Origin of the sequence: Streptomyces griseoflavus (genome assembly GCF_014649995.1) — a bacterium.
Lineage (GTDB): Bacteria > Actinomycetota > Actinomycetes > Streptomycetales > Streptomycetaceae > Streptomyces > Streptomyces griseoflavus.
In genome coordinates this window covers 1-14,377 of sequence record NZ_BMUC01000026.1, presented here as the reverse complement: position 1 = coordinate 14,377, position 14,377 = coordinate 1, and the positions used below count along the sequence as shown (strand labels likewise).

At 72.3% G+C, this 14,377-nt stretch carries 13 protein-coding genes and 1 tRNA gene; 6 read left to right on the top strand and 8 right to left on the bottom strand.

Annotated features, from left to right (window positions below):
• Window positions 1-48 precede the first annotated feature (48 nt).
• From pfkB to IE172_RS33070, 3 genes are all read right to left on the bottom strand, one after another.
• Window positions 49-996 (bottom strand): 1-phosphofructokinase, encoded by a 948-nt coding sequence (gene pfkB, locus IE172_RS33080; RefSeq protein WP_190101061.1) that lies wholly within the window; start codon window positions 994-996, stop codon window positions 49-51.
• The gene (locus IE172_RS33075) at window positions 993-1,754 is read right to left on the bottom strand and encodes a DeoR/GlpR family DNA-binding transcription regulator (RefSeq protein ID WP_190101060.1); all 762 of its coding nucleotides are present in this window, start codon (window positions 1,752-1,754) and stop codon (window positions 993-995) included. The genes pfkB and IE172_RS33075 overlap by 4 nt, the downstream gene beginning before the upstream one ends.
• Before the next feature lie 253 nt (window positions 1,755-2,007).
• Window positions 2,008-3,522, bottom strand: coding sequence for an MFS transporter (locus IE172_RS33070; RefSeq protein WP_190101059.1), 1,515 nt, complete (start codon window positions 3,520-3,522; stop codon window positions 2,008-2,010).
• Window positions 3,523-3,585: 63 nt separating this feature from the next.
• Between IE172_RS33070 and IE172_RS33065 the strand changes: the two genes are divergently transcribed.
• Entirely contained in the window at window positions 3,586-4,563 is a 978-nt protein-coding gene (locus IE172_RS33065) for a helix-turn-helix transcriptional regulator (RefSeq protein WP_190101058.1), read from the top strand.
• Between the two features lie 167 nt (window positions 4,564-4,730).
• Here IE172_RS33065 and IE172_RS33060 read toward each other — a convergent pair whose 3' ends face one another.
• Both IE172_RS33060 and IE172_RS33055 read right to left on the bottom strand, forming a co-directional pair.
• Window positions 4,731-5,444, bottom strand: coding sequence for a TetR/AcrR family transcriptional regulator (locus IE172_RS33060; RefSeq protein ID WP_190101057.1), 714 nt, complete (start codon window positions 5,442-5,444; stop codon window positions 4,731-4,733).
• 379 nt (window positions 5,445-5,823) lie between these two features.
• Window positions 5,824-6,822 carry a sigma-70 family RNA polymerase sigma factor gene (locus tag IE172_RS33055; RefSeq protein ID WP_190101056.1) on the bottom strand — a complete coding sequence of 333 codons (999 nt, stop codon included), beginning with the start codon at window positions 6,820-6,822 and terminating at the stop codon, window positions 5,824-5,826.
• Window positions 6,823-7,015: 193 nt separating this feature from the next.
• On the opposite strand from IE172_RS33055, the gene IE172_RS33050 reads away from it, so the two are divergent.
• Window positions 7,016-7,534, top strand: a complete 519-nt coding sequence (locus IE172_RS33050) for a GNAT family N-acetyltransferase (protein WP_190101055.1) — start codon at window positions 7,016-7,018, stop codon at window positions 7,532-7,534.
• A 25-nt stretch (window positions 7,535-7,559) separates the two neighbouring features.
• On the opposite strand, the gene IE172_RS33045 is transcribed toward IE172_RS33050, so the two are convergent.
• Window positions 7,560-8,345, bottom strand: a complete 786-nt coding sequence (locus tag IE172_RS33045) for a dioxygenase family protein (RefSeq protein WP_190101054.1) — start codon at window positions 8,343-8,345, stop codon at window positions 7,560-7,562.
• 128 nt (window positions 8,346-8,473) lie between these two features.
• Here IE172_RS33045 and IE172_RS33040 point away from each other — a divergent pair, with 128 nt between their 5' ends.
• Entirely contained in the window at window positions 8,474-8,989 is a 516-nt protein-coding gene (locus IE172_RS33040; protein WP_190101053.1) for a MarR family winged helix-turn-helix transcriptional regulator, read from the top strand.
• Between the two features lie 231 nt (window positions 8,990-9,220).
• Here IE172_RS33040 and IE172_RS33035 read toward each other — a convergent pair whose 3' ends face one another.
• Both IE172_RS33035 and IE172_RS33030 read right to left on the bottom strand, forming a co-directional pair.
• Window positions 9,221-10,765: an MFS transporter gene (locus tag IE172_RS33035; protein ID WP_190101052.1), complete on the bottom strand. Its 1,545-nt coding sequence runs from the start codon at window positions 10,763-10,765 to the stop codon at window positions 9,221-9,223.
• A 151-nt stretch (window positions 10,766-10,916) separates the two neighbouring features.
• On the bottom strand, window positions 10,917-11,558 hold the full coding sequence (locus IE172_RS33030; RefSeq protein WP_190101051.1) for a TetR/AcrR family transcriptional regulator: 642 nt from the start codon (window positions 11,556-11,558) through the stop codon (window positions 10,917-10,919).
• Window positions 11,559-11,925: 367 nt separating this feature from the next.
• Here IE172_RS33030 and IE172_RS33025 point away from each other — a divergent pair, with 367 nt between their 5' ends.
• The 3 genes from IE172_RS33025 (at window position 11,926) to IE172_RS33015 (ending at window position 14,355) form a co-directional block, all read left to right on the top strand.
• Window positions 11,926-13,221: a M6 family metalloprotease domain-containing protein gene (locus IE172_RS33025; protein ID WP_190101050.1), complete on the top strand. Its 1,296-nt coding sequence runs from the start codon at window positions 11,926-11,928 to the stop codon at window positions 13,219-13,221.
• Between the two features lie 91 nt (window positions 13,222-13,312).
• Window positions 13,313-14,131, top strand: coding sequence for an SAM-dependent methyltransferase (locus IE172_RS33020; RefSeq protein ID WP_190101049.1), 819 nt, complete (start codon window positions 13,313-13,315; stop codon window positions 14,129-14,131).
• A 148-nt stretch (window positions 14,132-14,279) separates the two neighbouring features.
• Window positions 14,280-14,355, top strand: a tRNA-Arg gene (locus IE172_RS33015).
• Window positions 14,356-14,377: the final 22 nt, after the last annotated feature.

Below are 14,377 nucleotides of genomic sequence, written 5' to 3'. Positions count from 1 at the left end.
CGGGGGTGAGGAAGGAAGAAACGAGGCGGGGGCGGGCGGCGCGGGCGTTCACGGCGCCGGCTCCCTCAGGACGCGGTCGACGGGGACCTCGGCCGTGACGGTGACCGCGGCCGGGTCCAGGTCGCCCGGGGTCGGCATCACGCTGCCGGGCAGTTGGACGGCGGCCGCTCCGTGGGCGACGGCGGAGGCGAGCGCCCCGGGTCCGCGTCCGCCGGCGACGAGGAACCCGGCGAGGGAGGAGTCGCCCGCGCCGACGTTGCTGCGGACGGCGTCCACGGGGGCGGATCCGAACCACGCGCCGTCGTCGTCGACGAGGAGCTGTCCGTCGGCGCCGAGGCTGGCGAGGACGGCTTGGGCGCCCGCCGCGCGCAGTTCCCCGGCCGCTTTCACCGCGTCGCCCACGGTGGTCAGCGCATGCCCCACGGCCTCGGCGAGTTCGGTGGCGTTCGGCTTCACCACCTCGGGCCGCTCGCGCAGGGCGGCGAGCAGCGCCGGTCCGGAGGTGTCCAGGGCGATCCGTACGCCGGCGGCGTGCACCCGGGCGACCAGGTCGGCGTACCAGGAGGGGGCGAGTCCGCGCGGCAGGCTGCCGCAGCAGGCGATCCAGTCGGCGCCCGCGGCCTGCCGGAGCACGGTGTCCAGGAGCAGTTCCTGTTCGGCCGCCGTCAGCTCGGGACCGGGCGCGTTGATCTTCGTCAGGACGCCGTCGGCCTCGGCGAGCGCGATGTTGGAGCGGGTGGCTCCGGCGACCGGGACCGGGGCCGCCTCGATGCCCTGCGCGTGGAGCAGTTCGGCGACCAGGGCGCCCGGTGCGCCGCCGAGGGGCAGTACGGCCACCGTGCGCCGGCCGGCCGCGGCGACGGCGCGCGAGACGTTGACCCCCTTGCCGCCGGGGTCGACGCGTTCGCCGGTGGCCCGGACGACCTCGCCGCGGTCCAGCGAGGGGACCTCGTAGGTGCGGTCCAGGGACGGGTTGGGGGTGACGGTGAGGATCATGCGCGTGCCACTTCCGTGCCTCCGCGCTCGATCGCGGCGGCGTCCTGCGGGCTCAGCCCGGTGTCGGTGATCAACAGGTCCACGTCGCTCAGGTCGCCGAAGCGGGCGAAGTGCTCCTGGCCGTGCTTGGAGGAGTCCGCGAGCAGCACCACCCGGCGGGCGGCGGCCACGGCCGCGCGCTTCACCGCGGCCTCGGCGAGGTCGGGGGTGGTCAGCCCGTACTCGGTGGAGAACCCGTTGGCGGCGACGAACAGGACGTCCGCCCGGATCTCGGCGTACGCGCGCAGGGCCCAGGCGTCCACGGCGGCGCGCGTACGGTGCCGGACGCGGCCCCCGACGAGGTGCAGCTGGATGCCGGGGTGGTCGGCGAGGCGGGCGGCGATGGGCAGGCTGTGGGTGACGACGGTGAGGGAGGCGTCCACCGGCAGGAAGCCGGCCAGCCGGGCGGCCGTCGAGCCAGCGTCGACGATCACGGTGCCGTCGGCCGGGAGTTCCGCGAGGGCGGCACGGGCGATGCGGTCCTTCTCGTCGGCCGCGGTGGTCTCCCGTTCGGCGAGGTCCGGTTCGAAGTCGAGGCGGCCGGCGGGGATGGCCCCGCCGTGCACCCTGCGCACCAGACCGGCGCGGTCGAGGGCCTTCAGGTCCCGGCGGATGGTCTCGGCGGTCACCTGGAACTCCTCGGCCAGCGAGACCACGTCCACCCGGCCGCCGTCGCGGGCGAGCCGGAGGATCTGCTGCTGGCGTTCCGGTGCGTACATGTCCGCCGTCCTTCCAATCCGTTCATGCCCGAACGTGTGGTGTGACTCGGACAGTACGTCGAGATGTCCACAAAGTAAACATGTACGGGCATGAACGGGCTTCCGTTTGTGTCTGTTCCACGACAGGGGAGGGCCCGGCACCCCCACTCCGGGTGCCGGGCCCTCCCCCTGTCGGCGGCGCGTCCATGGGCAGCAGGCGACGCGCCCGCCGTCCGCGGGTGGCGCGTCCGCCGTCCGCGGGTGGCGCGTCCCGTCAGGACACCAGCTCGGGCTCCTTCTCCACCGCCGCCGGCGTCTCCTCCGAACCCTCCACGTGCTGGGCCGGGCGCTCGGGCAGCGCGAACATCAGCAGGAAGATCACGCCCAGTACCGCGGCCACCCAGCCCAGCGCGTGCTGGAAACCGTCGACGAAGGCCGGGCCCGTCGCGGCCGGGGTGAGCCCTTCGTCGATCACCCCGAAGAACACCACCGACACCAGGCCGAGCCCCAGCGCGTTGCCCATCTGCTGCACGGTGTTGATCAGCCCCGACGCCGACCCGGCGTGCTCACGCGGCACCTCGGAGAGCACCGCGTCGGTCAGCGGAGCCACGATCAGACCCATGCCCGCGCCCATGACCACCAGCGGCAGCGCCATCTGCCAGGAGGTGATCGCCTGCCCGTACCGCTCCGCCTCCCACAGGTAGACGAGCACACCGGCCGCCATCACCAGCGCGCCCGCCTGGAGGACCTTGCGCCCGAAGCGCGGCACCAGCAGCTGCACGGACATCCCGGCCGCCACGGACACCGCGACGGAGAACGGCACCCCGGTCAGTCCGGCCCGCAGCACGCTCCAGCCGAGGCCCACCTGCATGTACAGCGTCCACACCAGGAAGAAGATGCCGAGGCCGATGCCGAACACCGTCTGCACGGCGATGCCGGCCGCGAAGCTCTTGACCCGGAACAGCGACAGTTCGATCAGGGGTGAGCCGTCCCGCGCGCCCTTGACCCGCTCGTACGCCACCAGCGCGCCGAAGACCAGCAGCGCGCCCGCCATCGACGCGTATCCCCACAGCGGCCAGCCCAGTTCGCGGCCGCGGGTGAGGGGGTAGAGCAGCATCAGCAGTCCCAGCGTCACCAGCGCGACGCCCACCAGGTCCAGTTTCAGGGCGCGCGGCGCCCTGGACTCGGTGATGAAGAGCCGGCCGAGGATCAGGCCGGCGATGCCGACCGGCAGGTTGATCAGGAAGATGGGCCGCCATTCCAGACCGAACAGGTTCCACTCCGTCAGCAGCGCGCCGAGCAGCGGCCCGGACACCGCGCCCAGGCCGACGATCGCGCCGAACAGCCCGAACACCTTGCCGCGTTCGTGCGCCGGGAAGGTCGCGTGCACGATCGACAGCACCTGCGGCACCATCAGCGCCGCCATGGCGCCCTGGAGGATGCGGGAGGCGACCAGCATCTCCGGGTTGACGGCGAGTCCGCACAGCGCGGACGCGACGGTGAAGCCGCCGATGCCGATGAGGAAGATCCGCTTGCGGCCGTGGATGTCGCCGAGCCGGCCGCCGGTGACGAGCCCGGCGGCGAAGGCCAGCGCGTAACCCGCGGTGATCCACTGGATCTGGCTGAAGGTGGCGCCCTCGTCGCGCTGGATGGACGGGATCGCGATGTTGACGATCGTGACGTCGACGAGGTCCATGAAGGCCGCGGTCATCACGATCGCCAGCGCGAACCAGCGGCGACGGTCGCCCGCGACGGGCTGTGGTGCGTGCGGGGTGTCGGTGAAGGTCATGACACGGAAACTATGCGGCAAGTAGGTCGGATCATGTCCTAGTTGCACGGCATCCTCGATGCCATGACGACGGACACTCCGGCCCGGCTGCTGACGCTCCTCTCCCTCCTCCAGACGCCCCGCGAATGGCCCGGCGGCGAGCTGGCCGACCGTCTCGGGGTCTCCCGGCGCACCGTCCGGCGGGACATCGACCGGCTGCGCGAACTCGGCTATCCGGTGCAGGCGACGCTCGGCGCGGAGGGCGGCTACCGGCTCGTCGCGGGGAAGGCGATGCCTCCCCTGGTGCTCGACGACGAGGAGGCGGTGGCGATCGCGGTCGGGCTGCGGGCCGGGGCGGGGCACGCGCTGGAGGGCGTGGACGAGGCGTCCGTGCGGGCGCTGGCGAAACTGGAGCAGGTGCTGCCCGGCCGACTGCGTCACCGGGTCAGCACGCTCCAGGCCGCGACGACCCCGCTGACCAGCGGCGACGGTGCGACGATCGCGCCGGAGACGCTCACCGTCATGGCCTCCACGGTGGCCGGGCGCGAACGGCTGCGGTTCGCCTACCGCGCGGCCGACGGCGCCGGGTCCCGCCGGGTGGTGGAGCCGTACCGGCTGGTGTCGACCGGGCGGCGCTGGTACCTCGTGGCGTACGACCTCGACCGCGCGGACTGGCGGACCTTCCGTGTCGACCGGGTCAGCGACCCCTTCGCGACCGGGGCGCGGTTCACCCCGAGGGAGCTGCCGACGGGAAGCGCGGCGGAGTACCTGCGCCGGTCGATGTACCGGGCCCAGGAGTCGTACGAGATGGTCGTCACCTTCGCCGCGCCGGCTGCCACGGTCGCGGCCCGCATCCCGGGCTGGCTGGGCGCCCCGGAGCCCTTGGACGAGGGGACCTGCCGGCTCCGGGCGACGGTGAGCGACGCCAAGGACTGGATGGCGGTACGACTGGCCATGCTGGGCCACGACTTCACCGTGCACGAGCCGGCCGGACTCGTGGACGCCGTGCGGGAGCTGGGCGGACGGATGCTCAGGGCGGCGTCCGGTGACGACGGGCGCTGACGCCCGTCCGGCGGATCGAGCCGGCGGCGGACGGCGGGGTTCGGCCTGCTGGGGCGGAGGGGGCCCGGTGTGTTCCGCAGCGGGGCGGAGGGCGCCGACGCGACGGGGTCACAGCCGAGCACGGGGGCGGCGACCGGCGGCCGGCGACGACGTCGCGGAGCGAAGGGCTAGGCCCGGCGCGCCCCCTGGGGCGTCGGGGGGTCCCAGGGGAAGTCCCGCAGTGCCGCCAGGTTGGCGAGCGCCAGCTCGGCCGGCCCTTGCGGACCTTCCGCGGGAGCGTCGCCGGCCGCCCAGCACTCCGTCGCCGTGCGGACGGCCGCGCTCGCGACCGCCGCGGTGAAGCGGAGACGGCCGGGATCGGCAACGTTGTCGGCGTCGTGGAGGGCGCGGGCGGCCGTCAGCCGTTCCGCCAGGACCTGCGCCAGACCGCTCTCCGCCGCCCGGCAGGCCTCCGCCCACACCCGGTGCAGGGTGGGATCGGTTTGGGCGAGCCGGATCAGGGTGCGCACCCAGTCCCAGGAGGCCGCCGACACCCCGAGGCCGGGCGTCAGCGTGTGGCGCACGGCGTCCTCCAGGACCCGCGGCAGCGGCACTCCGGCGGGGGCGGCGCGCACCGCCTCGACCCAGCGCTGGGCGCCGGTCGCGTAGAGCGGGCCGATGGCGTCCTCCTTGCCGGCGAAGTACCGGTAGAAGGTGCGCGGGGCGACACCGGCCGCCCGGGCGATGTCCTCGGCGCGGGTGGCCCGCAGCCCCTGCCGGACGAAGAGGCCCGCCGCCGCGCGGGCGATCTCCATACGGGTCTCGGCCTTGCGCCGTTCGGTCAGCGAGCCGGTGGAGGCCGTGGCGGGCGGAAGGGGCGGGGTCGGGGTGGTGCTGCTCACCCTCGGCAGGCTATGCCCATGTGGCACAATCTGCCATCTGGCGGGCCACCCCGGGGTTCAGGTTCGGGGTGGCCCGCTTGACGTGCCCGGGCAGGAAAGAGCCGGGCCCGGCACCCGGGGGGAGGGCACCGAGCCCGGCCTTGGGAAGTCCCGGCGCCGGGGGGGTTGTGCGTCGGGACGTGGCTCGTGCGGTCCAGGGGACCGAGTCTGCGGGGCCCGAACTCCTGGACTCTGTCTTCTTGTTCCCTGGGCCCCGCGCTTGAAGCGGCGGGGAACGGCCATGTTTTGCGCTGTCTTCCGCCACCCGGCGTACGCGGCCGGGGTGTTCACGCTACCGCGACGGATCGCGGCGGCCACCCCGGCGCGGCGACGCCGACGCTCACGCGGCCGCGTCGAAGCCGGTGTCGCGGGCCAGCTTCTTCAGCTCCAGCAGCGCGTGCTTCTCGATCTGTCGGATCCGCTCGCGGGTCAGACCGTGCTCCTTGCCGACCTCGGTCAGCGTGCGCTCGCGTCCGTCCTCGATGCCGTACCGCATCTTGATGATGGAGGCCGTGCGCTGGTCGAGCCGGCCGATCAGGTCGTCCAGCTCCTCGCTGCGCAGCAGCGTCAGCACCGACTGCTCCGGCGACACCGCGGAGGTGTCCTCCAGGAGGTCCCCGAACTGCGTCTCGCCCTCGTCGTCCACCGACATGTTCAGCGAGACCGGGTCGCGGGCCCAGTCGAGCACGTCGACGACGCGCTCCGGCGTGGAACCGAGCTCGGCGGCGACCTCCGCGGGCTCCGGGTCCCTGCCGTGCTCGCGGTTGAACTCGCGCTGCACGCGCCGTATCCGGCCCAGCTCCTCCACCAGGTGGACGGGCAGGCGGATGGTGCGCGACTGGTCGGCTATGGACCGCGTGATGGCCTGTCGGATCCACCACGTGGCGTACGTCGAGAACTTGAAGCCCTTGCGGTAGTCGAACTTCTCGACCGCGCGCACCAGGCCCGCGTTGCCCTCCTGGATCAGGTCGAGCAGCGGCAGGCCGCTGCGCGGGTACCGGCGGGCCACGGCGACGACGAGGCGCAGGTTGGAACGGATGAAGACGTCCTTCGCCCGCTCGCTCGCGTCGTACAGGGCCTCGAGCTCCTCCTGCGAGGCCCCGGCCTTGTTCTCCTCGAGGCCGTCGAGGATCTGCTTCGCGAACACACCCGCTTCGATGATCTGGGACAGTTCGACTTCCTTGGCGGCGTCGAGCAGCGGCGTGCGCGCGATCTCGTCGAGGTACATGCCGACCAGGTCGCGATCGGCGATCTCGCCGCTGTGGGCGCGAACACTGGTTGCCGCGTCGGTCGTCTCGCCGGAGGCGGACTTACGACGGGCGACGGCACGGGTTGCCATGCGTGCTCCCTTGCGATGGTGAGGTCAGCGGGTGGTCCTGCGGACGCTCGGCACTCTTCTTCAGGTCTTCTCGGACTCTGCTCGGGTGCCCGCATCCGTAGGAAACAACGACTGGAATCCGGACAGAATTCCCAACCCGTCCTCCGATTTTTCTGATCATGCAGTACCCTGTCGGCCCACGCGGGGAGGCGCGATGCCGGCGGAACACGCGAAGGTCCAGGTCAGGCCGGGCGGGGAGGGCGACCTGACCGCCCTCACCGACCTGTACAACCACTACGTCCGTGAGACGGCGGTCACATTCGACACCTCGCCGTTCACCCCGGACGGCCGCCGCCCCTGGCTGCTCTCCCACCCTGTAGACGGCCCGTACCGCCTGATGGTTGCCACGGACGCCGGGGCGGGCGGGATCCTGGGGTACGCCACCTCCGGCCCCTTCCGCCCCAAGCCCGCCTACGCCACCTCCGTGGAGACCACGGTCTACGTCGCCCCGGGCGCCGGCCGGCGCGGCATCGGCACCCTGCTCTACACGGCGCTCTTCGAGGCCCTGAAGGGCGAGGACCTGCACCGCGCCTACGCCGGCATCGCCCAGCCGAACGACGCCTCCACGCGCCTGCACGAGCGCTTCGGCTTCCGCCACGCCGGCACCTACCGGGAGGTGGGCCGCAAGTTCGGCCGCTGGTGGGACGTGGCCTGGTACGAGAAGGAGCTGTAGCCCGGCCCGAGGCAGGGCCCGGCTCTCAGCCGAACTGCACCGACCGCTTGGCCAGCCCCATCCAGAAGCCGTCGATCACGGACTTCTGGGTGTCCAGGTCGCCGGCGGCGTCCGCCGCGCCCATGGTCACGAAGAGCGGCGCGAAGTGCTCGGTGCGCGGGTGGGCGAGCATGCCGGCCGGGGACTTGCGGGTGAAGTCGAGCAGCCCGTCCACGTCACCGGAGTTCAGCGCCCGGCTCCCCCAGTCGTCGAACTCGGCCGACCACCTGGGGATGCCGCCCTGGCGCAGCGCGGCCAGGTTGTGGGTGAAGAACCCGGAGCCGATGATCAGCACGCCCTCGTCGCGCAGCGGTGCGAGCTTGCGCCCGATGTCCATGAGCTTCACCGGGTCCAGGGTCGGCATGGAGACCTGCAGCACCGGGATGTCGGCCTCGGGGAACATCTCGACCAGCGGGACGTAGGCGCCGTGGTCCAGTCCCCGGTCGGGAACGTCCTGGACCGGCGTGCCGGGGGCCCGCAGCAGCCTGCGTACGGAATCGGCGAGCGCGGGGGCGCCCGGAGCGCCGTACTTCACCTGGTAGTAGTGCTGGGGGAAGCCCCAGAAGTCGTAGACGAGGGGGACCGTCTCGACGGCGCCGAGGGCGAGCGGCGCCTCCTCCCAGTGCGCGGAGACGACGAGGATCGCCTTGGGGCGGGGCAGACCCGCGGACCAGGCGGCCAGCTCACCGGGCCAGACGGGGTCGTCGGCCAGGGGCGGGGCGCCGTGGCTGAGGTAGAGCGCGGGCATACGTTCCTGAGTGGCGGCGGTCATGACGGCGACTCCCTTCGGCGGGTGATGCGTGTCCTGGGTGACTCGTGTACTTGAATCCTCAACTTCCACCACCGACTGTACGCCAGGTTTGTTTAACATTCAAGGAGGTTCGCCGTACAGTGGACCGCATGAACACGGCACCCACATCCGCGGACCCCGGGGAACCCCACTGGCTCACCGACGAGGAACAGCGCGTCTGGCGCGCGTACATCGACGCCACCACACTCCTGGAAGACCATCTCGACCGTCAGCTCCAGCGGGACGCGGGCATGCCGCACGTCTACTACGGCCTGCTGGTCAAGCTCGCCGACGCCCCGGAGCGCCGGCTGCGCATGACGGAACTGGCGATGTCAGCGAAGATCACCCGCTCCCGCCTCTCGCACGCCGTCGCCCGGCTGGAGAAGAGCGGCTGGGTGCGCCGCGAGGACTGCCCCTCCGACAAGCGCGGCCAGTTCGCCGTACTGACCGACGAGGGTCTGGAGATGCTGGCCCGGCACGCACCCGGCCATGTGCACGCCGTACGGCAGGCCGTGTTCGACCGCCTCACCCCGGAACAGCAGAAGTCCCTCGGCGAGATCATGCGGATCGTCGCCGAGGGACTCCAGCCGAGCGAAGCGGGTGCGGACCTGCCCTGGCTCCGCTGACGGGGCGCGAGCCGGGGCGGACCCGTCCTGGCTCGGCCGACGAGGCGAAGCGGGTGCGGACCTGCCCCGGCTCGGCTGACGAGGCGGAACGGAGACGGACCTGCCCGGCTCCGCCGACGAGGCGGAGCCGGGCAGGTCCCGGGAGCCGTGCGGTGGAGGCGTCCCCTCCTCCTCCGCACGGGTGGCACGGGGTGTTTCCCTCCGGGGATGCGGTGGGCCGCGGGCCGGGGGTCAGTGCATGACCACCGGCACCGCCTGCTCCTCCCCCACGGTCCTCTCGGAGGACGCGGCGACGGCCGTGCCGCCCGGCCGGCCCGCGTTGATCAGGGTCAGGGCGACGGCCGCGGCCGCCACCAGGATCCCGACCGCGAACCAGATCGCGCTGGTGTAGCCCTGCACCTGCCCCTGGAGCTGGACCAGCTGCTGCTGGGACCGGCTCGTGGCGCCGCCGATGTGGTCGGCGACGTAGGCCGTGGTGGCGGAGGCGGCGATCGTGTTCAGAAGGGCCGTGCCGATCGCGCCACCCACCTGCTGCGAGGTGTTGACCATCGCGGAGGCGACACCGGAGTCCCGCGGCTCCACGCCCAGGGTGGCCAGCGACATGGCCGGCATGAACGCCGTACCCATGCCGAGGCCGAGCAGCAGCATCCCGGGCAGCAGGACGCCCGCGTAGGAGGTGTCGATCTCCAGCCGGGTCAGGAAGAGCATGCCGAGCGCGGCGACCAGGAAGCCGGGGCCCATCAGCAGCCGGGGCGCGACCCGGGTCATCAGACGCGTGCCGATCTGCGTCGACCCCACGATCATGCCCGTGACCATCGGCAGGAAGGCGAACCCGGTCCTGACCGGCGAATACCCCTTCACGACCTGCAGGTAGTAGGTGAGGAAGAGGAACAGGCCGAACATCGCGATGATCGCCATGCCCAGCGACAGGTACACCCCGCCGCGGTTGCGCTCGGTGATCACGCGCAGCGGCAGCAGCGGCGCCGCCACCCTGGCCTCGACGGCCACGAACGCGGCGAGCAGCACGGCGGAGGCGACGAACATGCCGACCGTCACCGAGTCGCCCCACCCCTCGGACTCCGCGCGGGTGAAGCCGTAGACCAGCGCGACCAGGCCCAGGGTGGACAGCACCACACCGGGGATGTCGAGCGGCGAGCGGTTGCGCCCGCCGGCGGGCTCACGGACGACGAGGTACGCGCCGGCCGCGGCGATCACGGCGAAGGGGATGTTCACGAAGAACGTCCAGCGCCAGTCCAGGTATTCGGTGAGGAACCCGCCGAGGATCAGTCCCACGGCACCACCGCCACCGGCGATCGCTCCGTAGATGCCGAACGCCTTGGCGCGTTCCTTGCCGTCGGTGAACATCACCGCGAGCAGGGACAGCGCGGCGGGCGCCAGCAGCGCGCCGAACACACCCTGCAACGCGCGGGCGCCGTACATCATGGCCTCGTTGGTGGCCGCGCCACCGAGCGCCGAGGCCAGCGCGAAGCCGCCCAGACCGAGCACGAAGGCCCGCTTGCGCCCCCACAGGTCGGCGATCCGGCCGCCGAACAGCAGCAGCCCGCCGAAGGCGAGGGCGTAGGCGGTGACCACCCACTGGCGGTTGCCGTCCGAGATGCCCAGGTCCTGCTGGGCGGAGGGCAGGGCGATGTTCACGATGGTCGCGTCCAGTACGACCATCAGCTGGGCGAGCGCGATGAAGACGAGCGCCTTCCAACGGTTGGCGTCCGGGCCGCTCGGAGCCGCTTTCACGGCCGTCGAGGCTGTTTCAGACATGGGGGTACCCACTTCGGTACTTGTAATGGAAATAGAGAACGTCTGACGAAAAATCGGGTGTCTTCAAGGAATGACGCGTCCCCGGGACGGCCGTTCGAGGCGAGGCCCGCGGTGTCGGCGCGGGCGGCGCGGATGAGGGGTCAGGGCTCGCTCAGCGGCGCAGGTCCTCCACGGTGACGGCCGAACCCGGCAGAACGGCCGGGGCCGGAGCCCGCATCCCGTCCAGGAACAGCTGCAGATGACGGTGGACGAAGCGGTCGGCGCTCATGCAGCCGGCACCGGCCGGGGGCCGGCTCAGCTGAGCCACGCCCACCAGCAGATCGCCGTGCTCCACGTCGGCACGGAGCCGACCGGCCGCCTTGGCACGGTCCATCAGCTGCGCGACGAGGCCCTCGACGCGCCGGCGTGCGTCCTCCAGGTCGGGGTGGTGCTGGTCGAAGGTGCTGGAGACCATCGGGCACAGCGCGCTGATCCGCTCGTCGGCGGCCGCGTGCGCGAAGCGCTCCAACGCCTCGAAGGCGTCCCCCGTCTCGCTCAGCGCCTGCTCGGCCGCCCGCACCGTACGGTCCATCACGGAGCAGACGACCTCGCGCACCAGCGCGTCGCGGTCGGGGAAGTTGCGGTACACCGTGGCATTGCCGACGCCCGCCCGGCGGGCGACCTCGTCGAGCGGCACGTCCGGCCCGAACTCGACGAACATCTCCCGGGCGGCGGTGACGATCCGCTCCCGGTTGCGCAGGGCGTCGGCGCGGGGCCGGGGCGCCTTGCGCGTGAGGGGGGTCGCGGTGTCCACGGTGCACTCCTCGGTGGTGTGTGGTGTGGGTGACGGTCGGTGTTCCCCTGCTGTGGTGCTACGCCGGCCCGATCCGGGGAATCGATCCCCGTTTCGAGCGGACACAGTGCCAAACGGGGAAACGGTCCCCGGTTATTTCCCGGGGCGGGAAGTATTCGCGTGACCCGCGTCACATCCGCCGACCGCCGACCGCCGGGGATCCGGACACCGGGGACGCCGGGGATGCCGGGGACGCCATGGACGCCATGGACGCCGGGGCGCCGCACGATCGGCCCTCCCAGCGAGCGCCCGCACACCCCGCGACGCAGGGTGATGCAGAGGGTGCAGTCGGTGACCGGCGGCTGCCGTGTGGAGCGGAGGTCCCCGCATGCAGCCGCAGCCGCGCCGACGCCGGATACCCCCGCGCCGGCTGGCCGCCCTGACATCGGTGTCAGCCCTCACCCTCGCCCTGTGCACCTCGGCCGGCAACGGCCACCTCTCCCCCGGCGCCCTCGCCCCGGGCGCCGGCCCCAGCGCCCTCTCCCGCACCTCCTCCCACGGCCCCTGCATGATCGGCGGCAACCGCTCGGTACAGATGTCCGAGGGCATCCCCACCGCCTCCGGCTACACCCGCTCCACCGGCACGGTCCGCGCCCTCACCCTGATGGTCGACTTCTCCGACGCGCCCGGCGAGGGCGACGCCCTCGACCGCTACCGGGAGTTCTTCCCCCAGACCCGCGAGTGGTTCACCACCAGCTCCTACGGCCGACTCGACTACCGCCCCGAGATCCCGCTGCCCGACTGGCTCCGCATGCCCAAGTCCTTCCGCGCGTACGGCATAGAGCGCGGCGCCCCCTTCGACCCCGGCTACCGCGAACTGGTCCGCGACATAGTGGCCGAGGCGGACCCCCAGGTGGACTTCAAGGCGTACGACCTGCTGAACGTCCTGGTCACCCCCAACGCCGGCCCGGCCGCCCTCGACACCGTCCTGTCCGTCACCTTCGCCGGCAACAAGGAGGCCCCGACCGCCGACGGCGTCCCCGTCTCCAACGCGTCCTTCGTCTACTCCCGCCAGGACGACGGCTCCGGCTCCTACGACCGCACCGGCTACCGCGTCCTGCCGCACGAGAACGGCCACGTCTTCGGCCTCCCCGACCTCTACACCGCCGAAGGCGGCGGCGCCGTCGGCCACTGGGACATCATGAGCGAGGACTGGGGCGCCAACAACGACCTCCTCGCCTGGCACAAGTGGAAACTGGGCTGGCTGGACGCCGCCCAGGTCGGCTGCGCGGCCGGCCGCGGCACCCGGGAGTACGTCCTCACCCCGCTCGCGCGGGCGGGCGGACCCAAACTGGTCTTCCTCCCTCTGGACTCCCAGTCCGGCTACGCCCTCGAACTGCGCACCCGCGCCGGCAACGACGAGGTGGTCTGCCGCCCCGGTGTCCTCGTCTACCGTGTCGACGCGGACGTGGACACCGGCATGGGCCCGGTCACCGTCTTCGACTCCCGCCGCGACAGCGGCGGCTGTACCCGCGCCCCCAACGTCCACGCCGAACTCTCCGACGCCACCTTCACCCCCGGCGAGAGCTTCGAGGACCGCGAGGAGGGCATCCGCGTCACGGTCCTGGCAGCCGACGAGACGTCGTACCGGATACGGGTGACCCGCACCTCGGCCGCCCCCTGACCCGCCCTCCCCCCAATCGGATCGATTCCGACAACTCCCGGCGCTAGGTTGCTGCTTGACCCGCTGCTCGCCCAGCTCTGGAGGACGTCCTGTGACCGAGATATCCGCGGCATCGTTCGAGGCCCGCAAACGCATCAGGACCGACCAGCCGCACACGGCCCGCATCTGGAACTACTGGCTGGGCGGCAAGGACAACTACGAGGTCGACCAGGCGGCCGGCGACCAGATCCGCAAGCTGCACCCCGGTATCGGCGACTACGCCCTCGCCGACCGGCAGTTCCTCGGCCGCGCCGTGCGGTACCTCACCGGCGAGTGCGGCATACGGCAGTTCCTCGACATCGGCACCGGCCTGCCCACCGCCGACAACACCCACGAGGTCGCCCAGCGCATCGCCCCCGAGTCCGCCGTCGTCTACGTCGACAACGACCCCATCGTGCTGGCCCACGCCGAGGCCCTCCTCACCAGCACACCGGAGGGCAGCACGACCTACCTCGACGAGGACCTCCGCAACATCGACACGATCCTCGAACAGGCCGCCCGGACCATCGACTTCACCCGGCCGGTGGCGCTCATCCTGCTCGGCGTCGTCATCTTCGTCGAGGACGACGAGGAGGCATACGGCACCGTGCGGCGCCTGATGGACGCGCTGCCCTCCGGAAGCCACCTCGTCCTCTCCCACACCATCACCCGCCCCGACATGCCGGACGTCGACGCGGCGGTCGCCTTCTGGAACGAGAACGGCACCCCGAAACTCACCCAGCGCACCCCGGCCGCCGTCACCAAGTTCTTCGACGGCCTGGAACTCCTCGAACCCGGCGTCGTCTCCTGCAACCGCTGGCGCCCGGACACCGACAGCGCCGAGCCGCCCACCGAGGTCGCCATGTTCGGCGGCGTCGCCCGCAAGGCCTGACCTCCCGCCCCGTACCGCCCACTCCCAGCGCCCGCCCGAGCACCGATCCGGTACCCTGTGGATCGAGCGCCCCGGCGGGCGCTGCGGCGCACGTCCAGGGCACCCGCCCCGGCCCACACCGCAGCCGTCGGCCAGGACCCTCACCGCCGCCTTCGTAGCTCAGGGGATAGAGCACCGCTCTCCTAAAGCGGGTGTCGCAGGTTCGAATCCTGCCGGGGGCACCAGCCAAAAGGCCCCGGACCGATC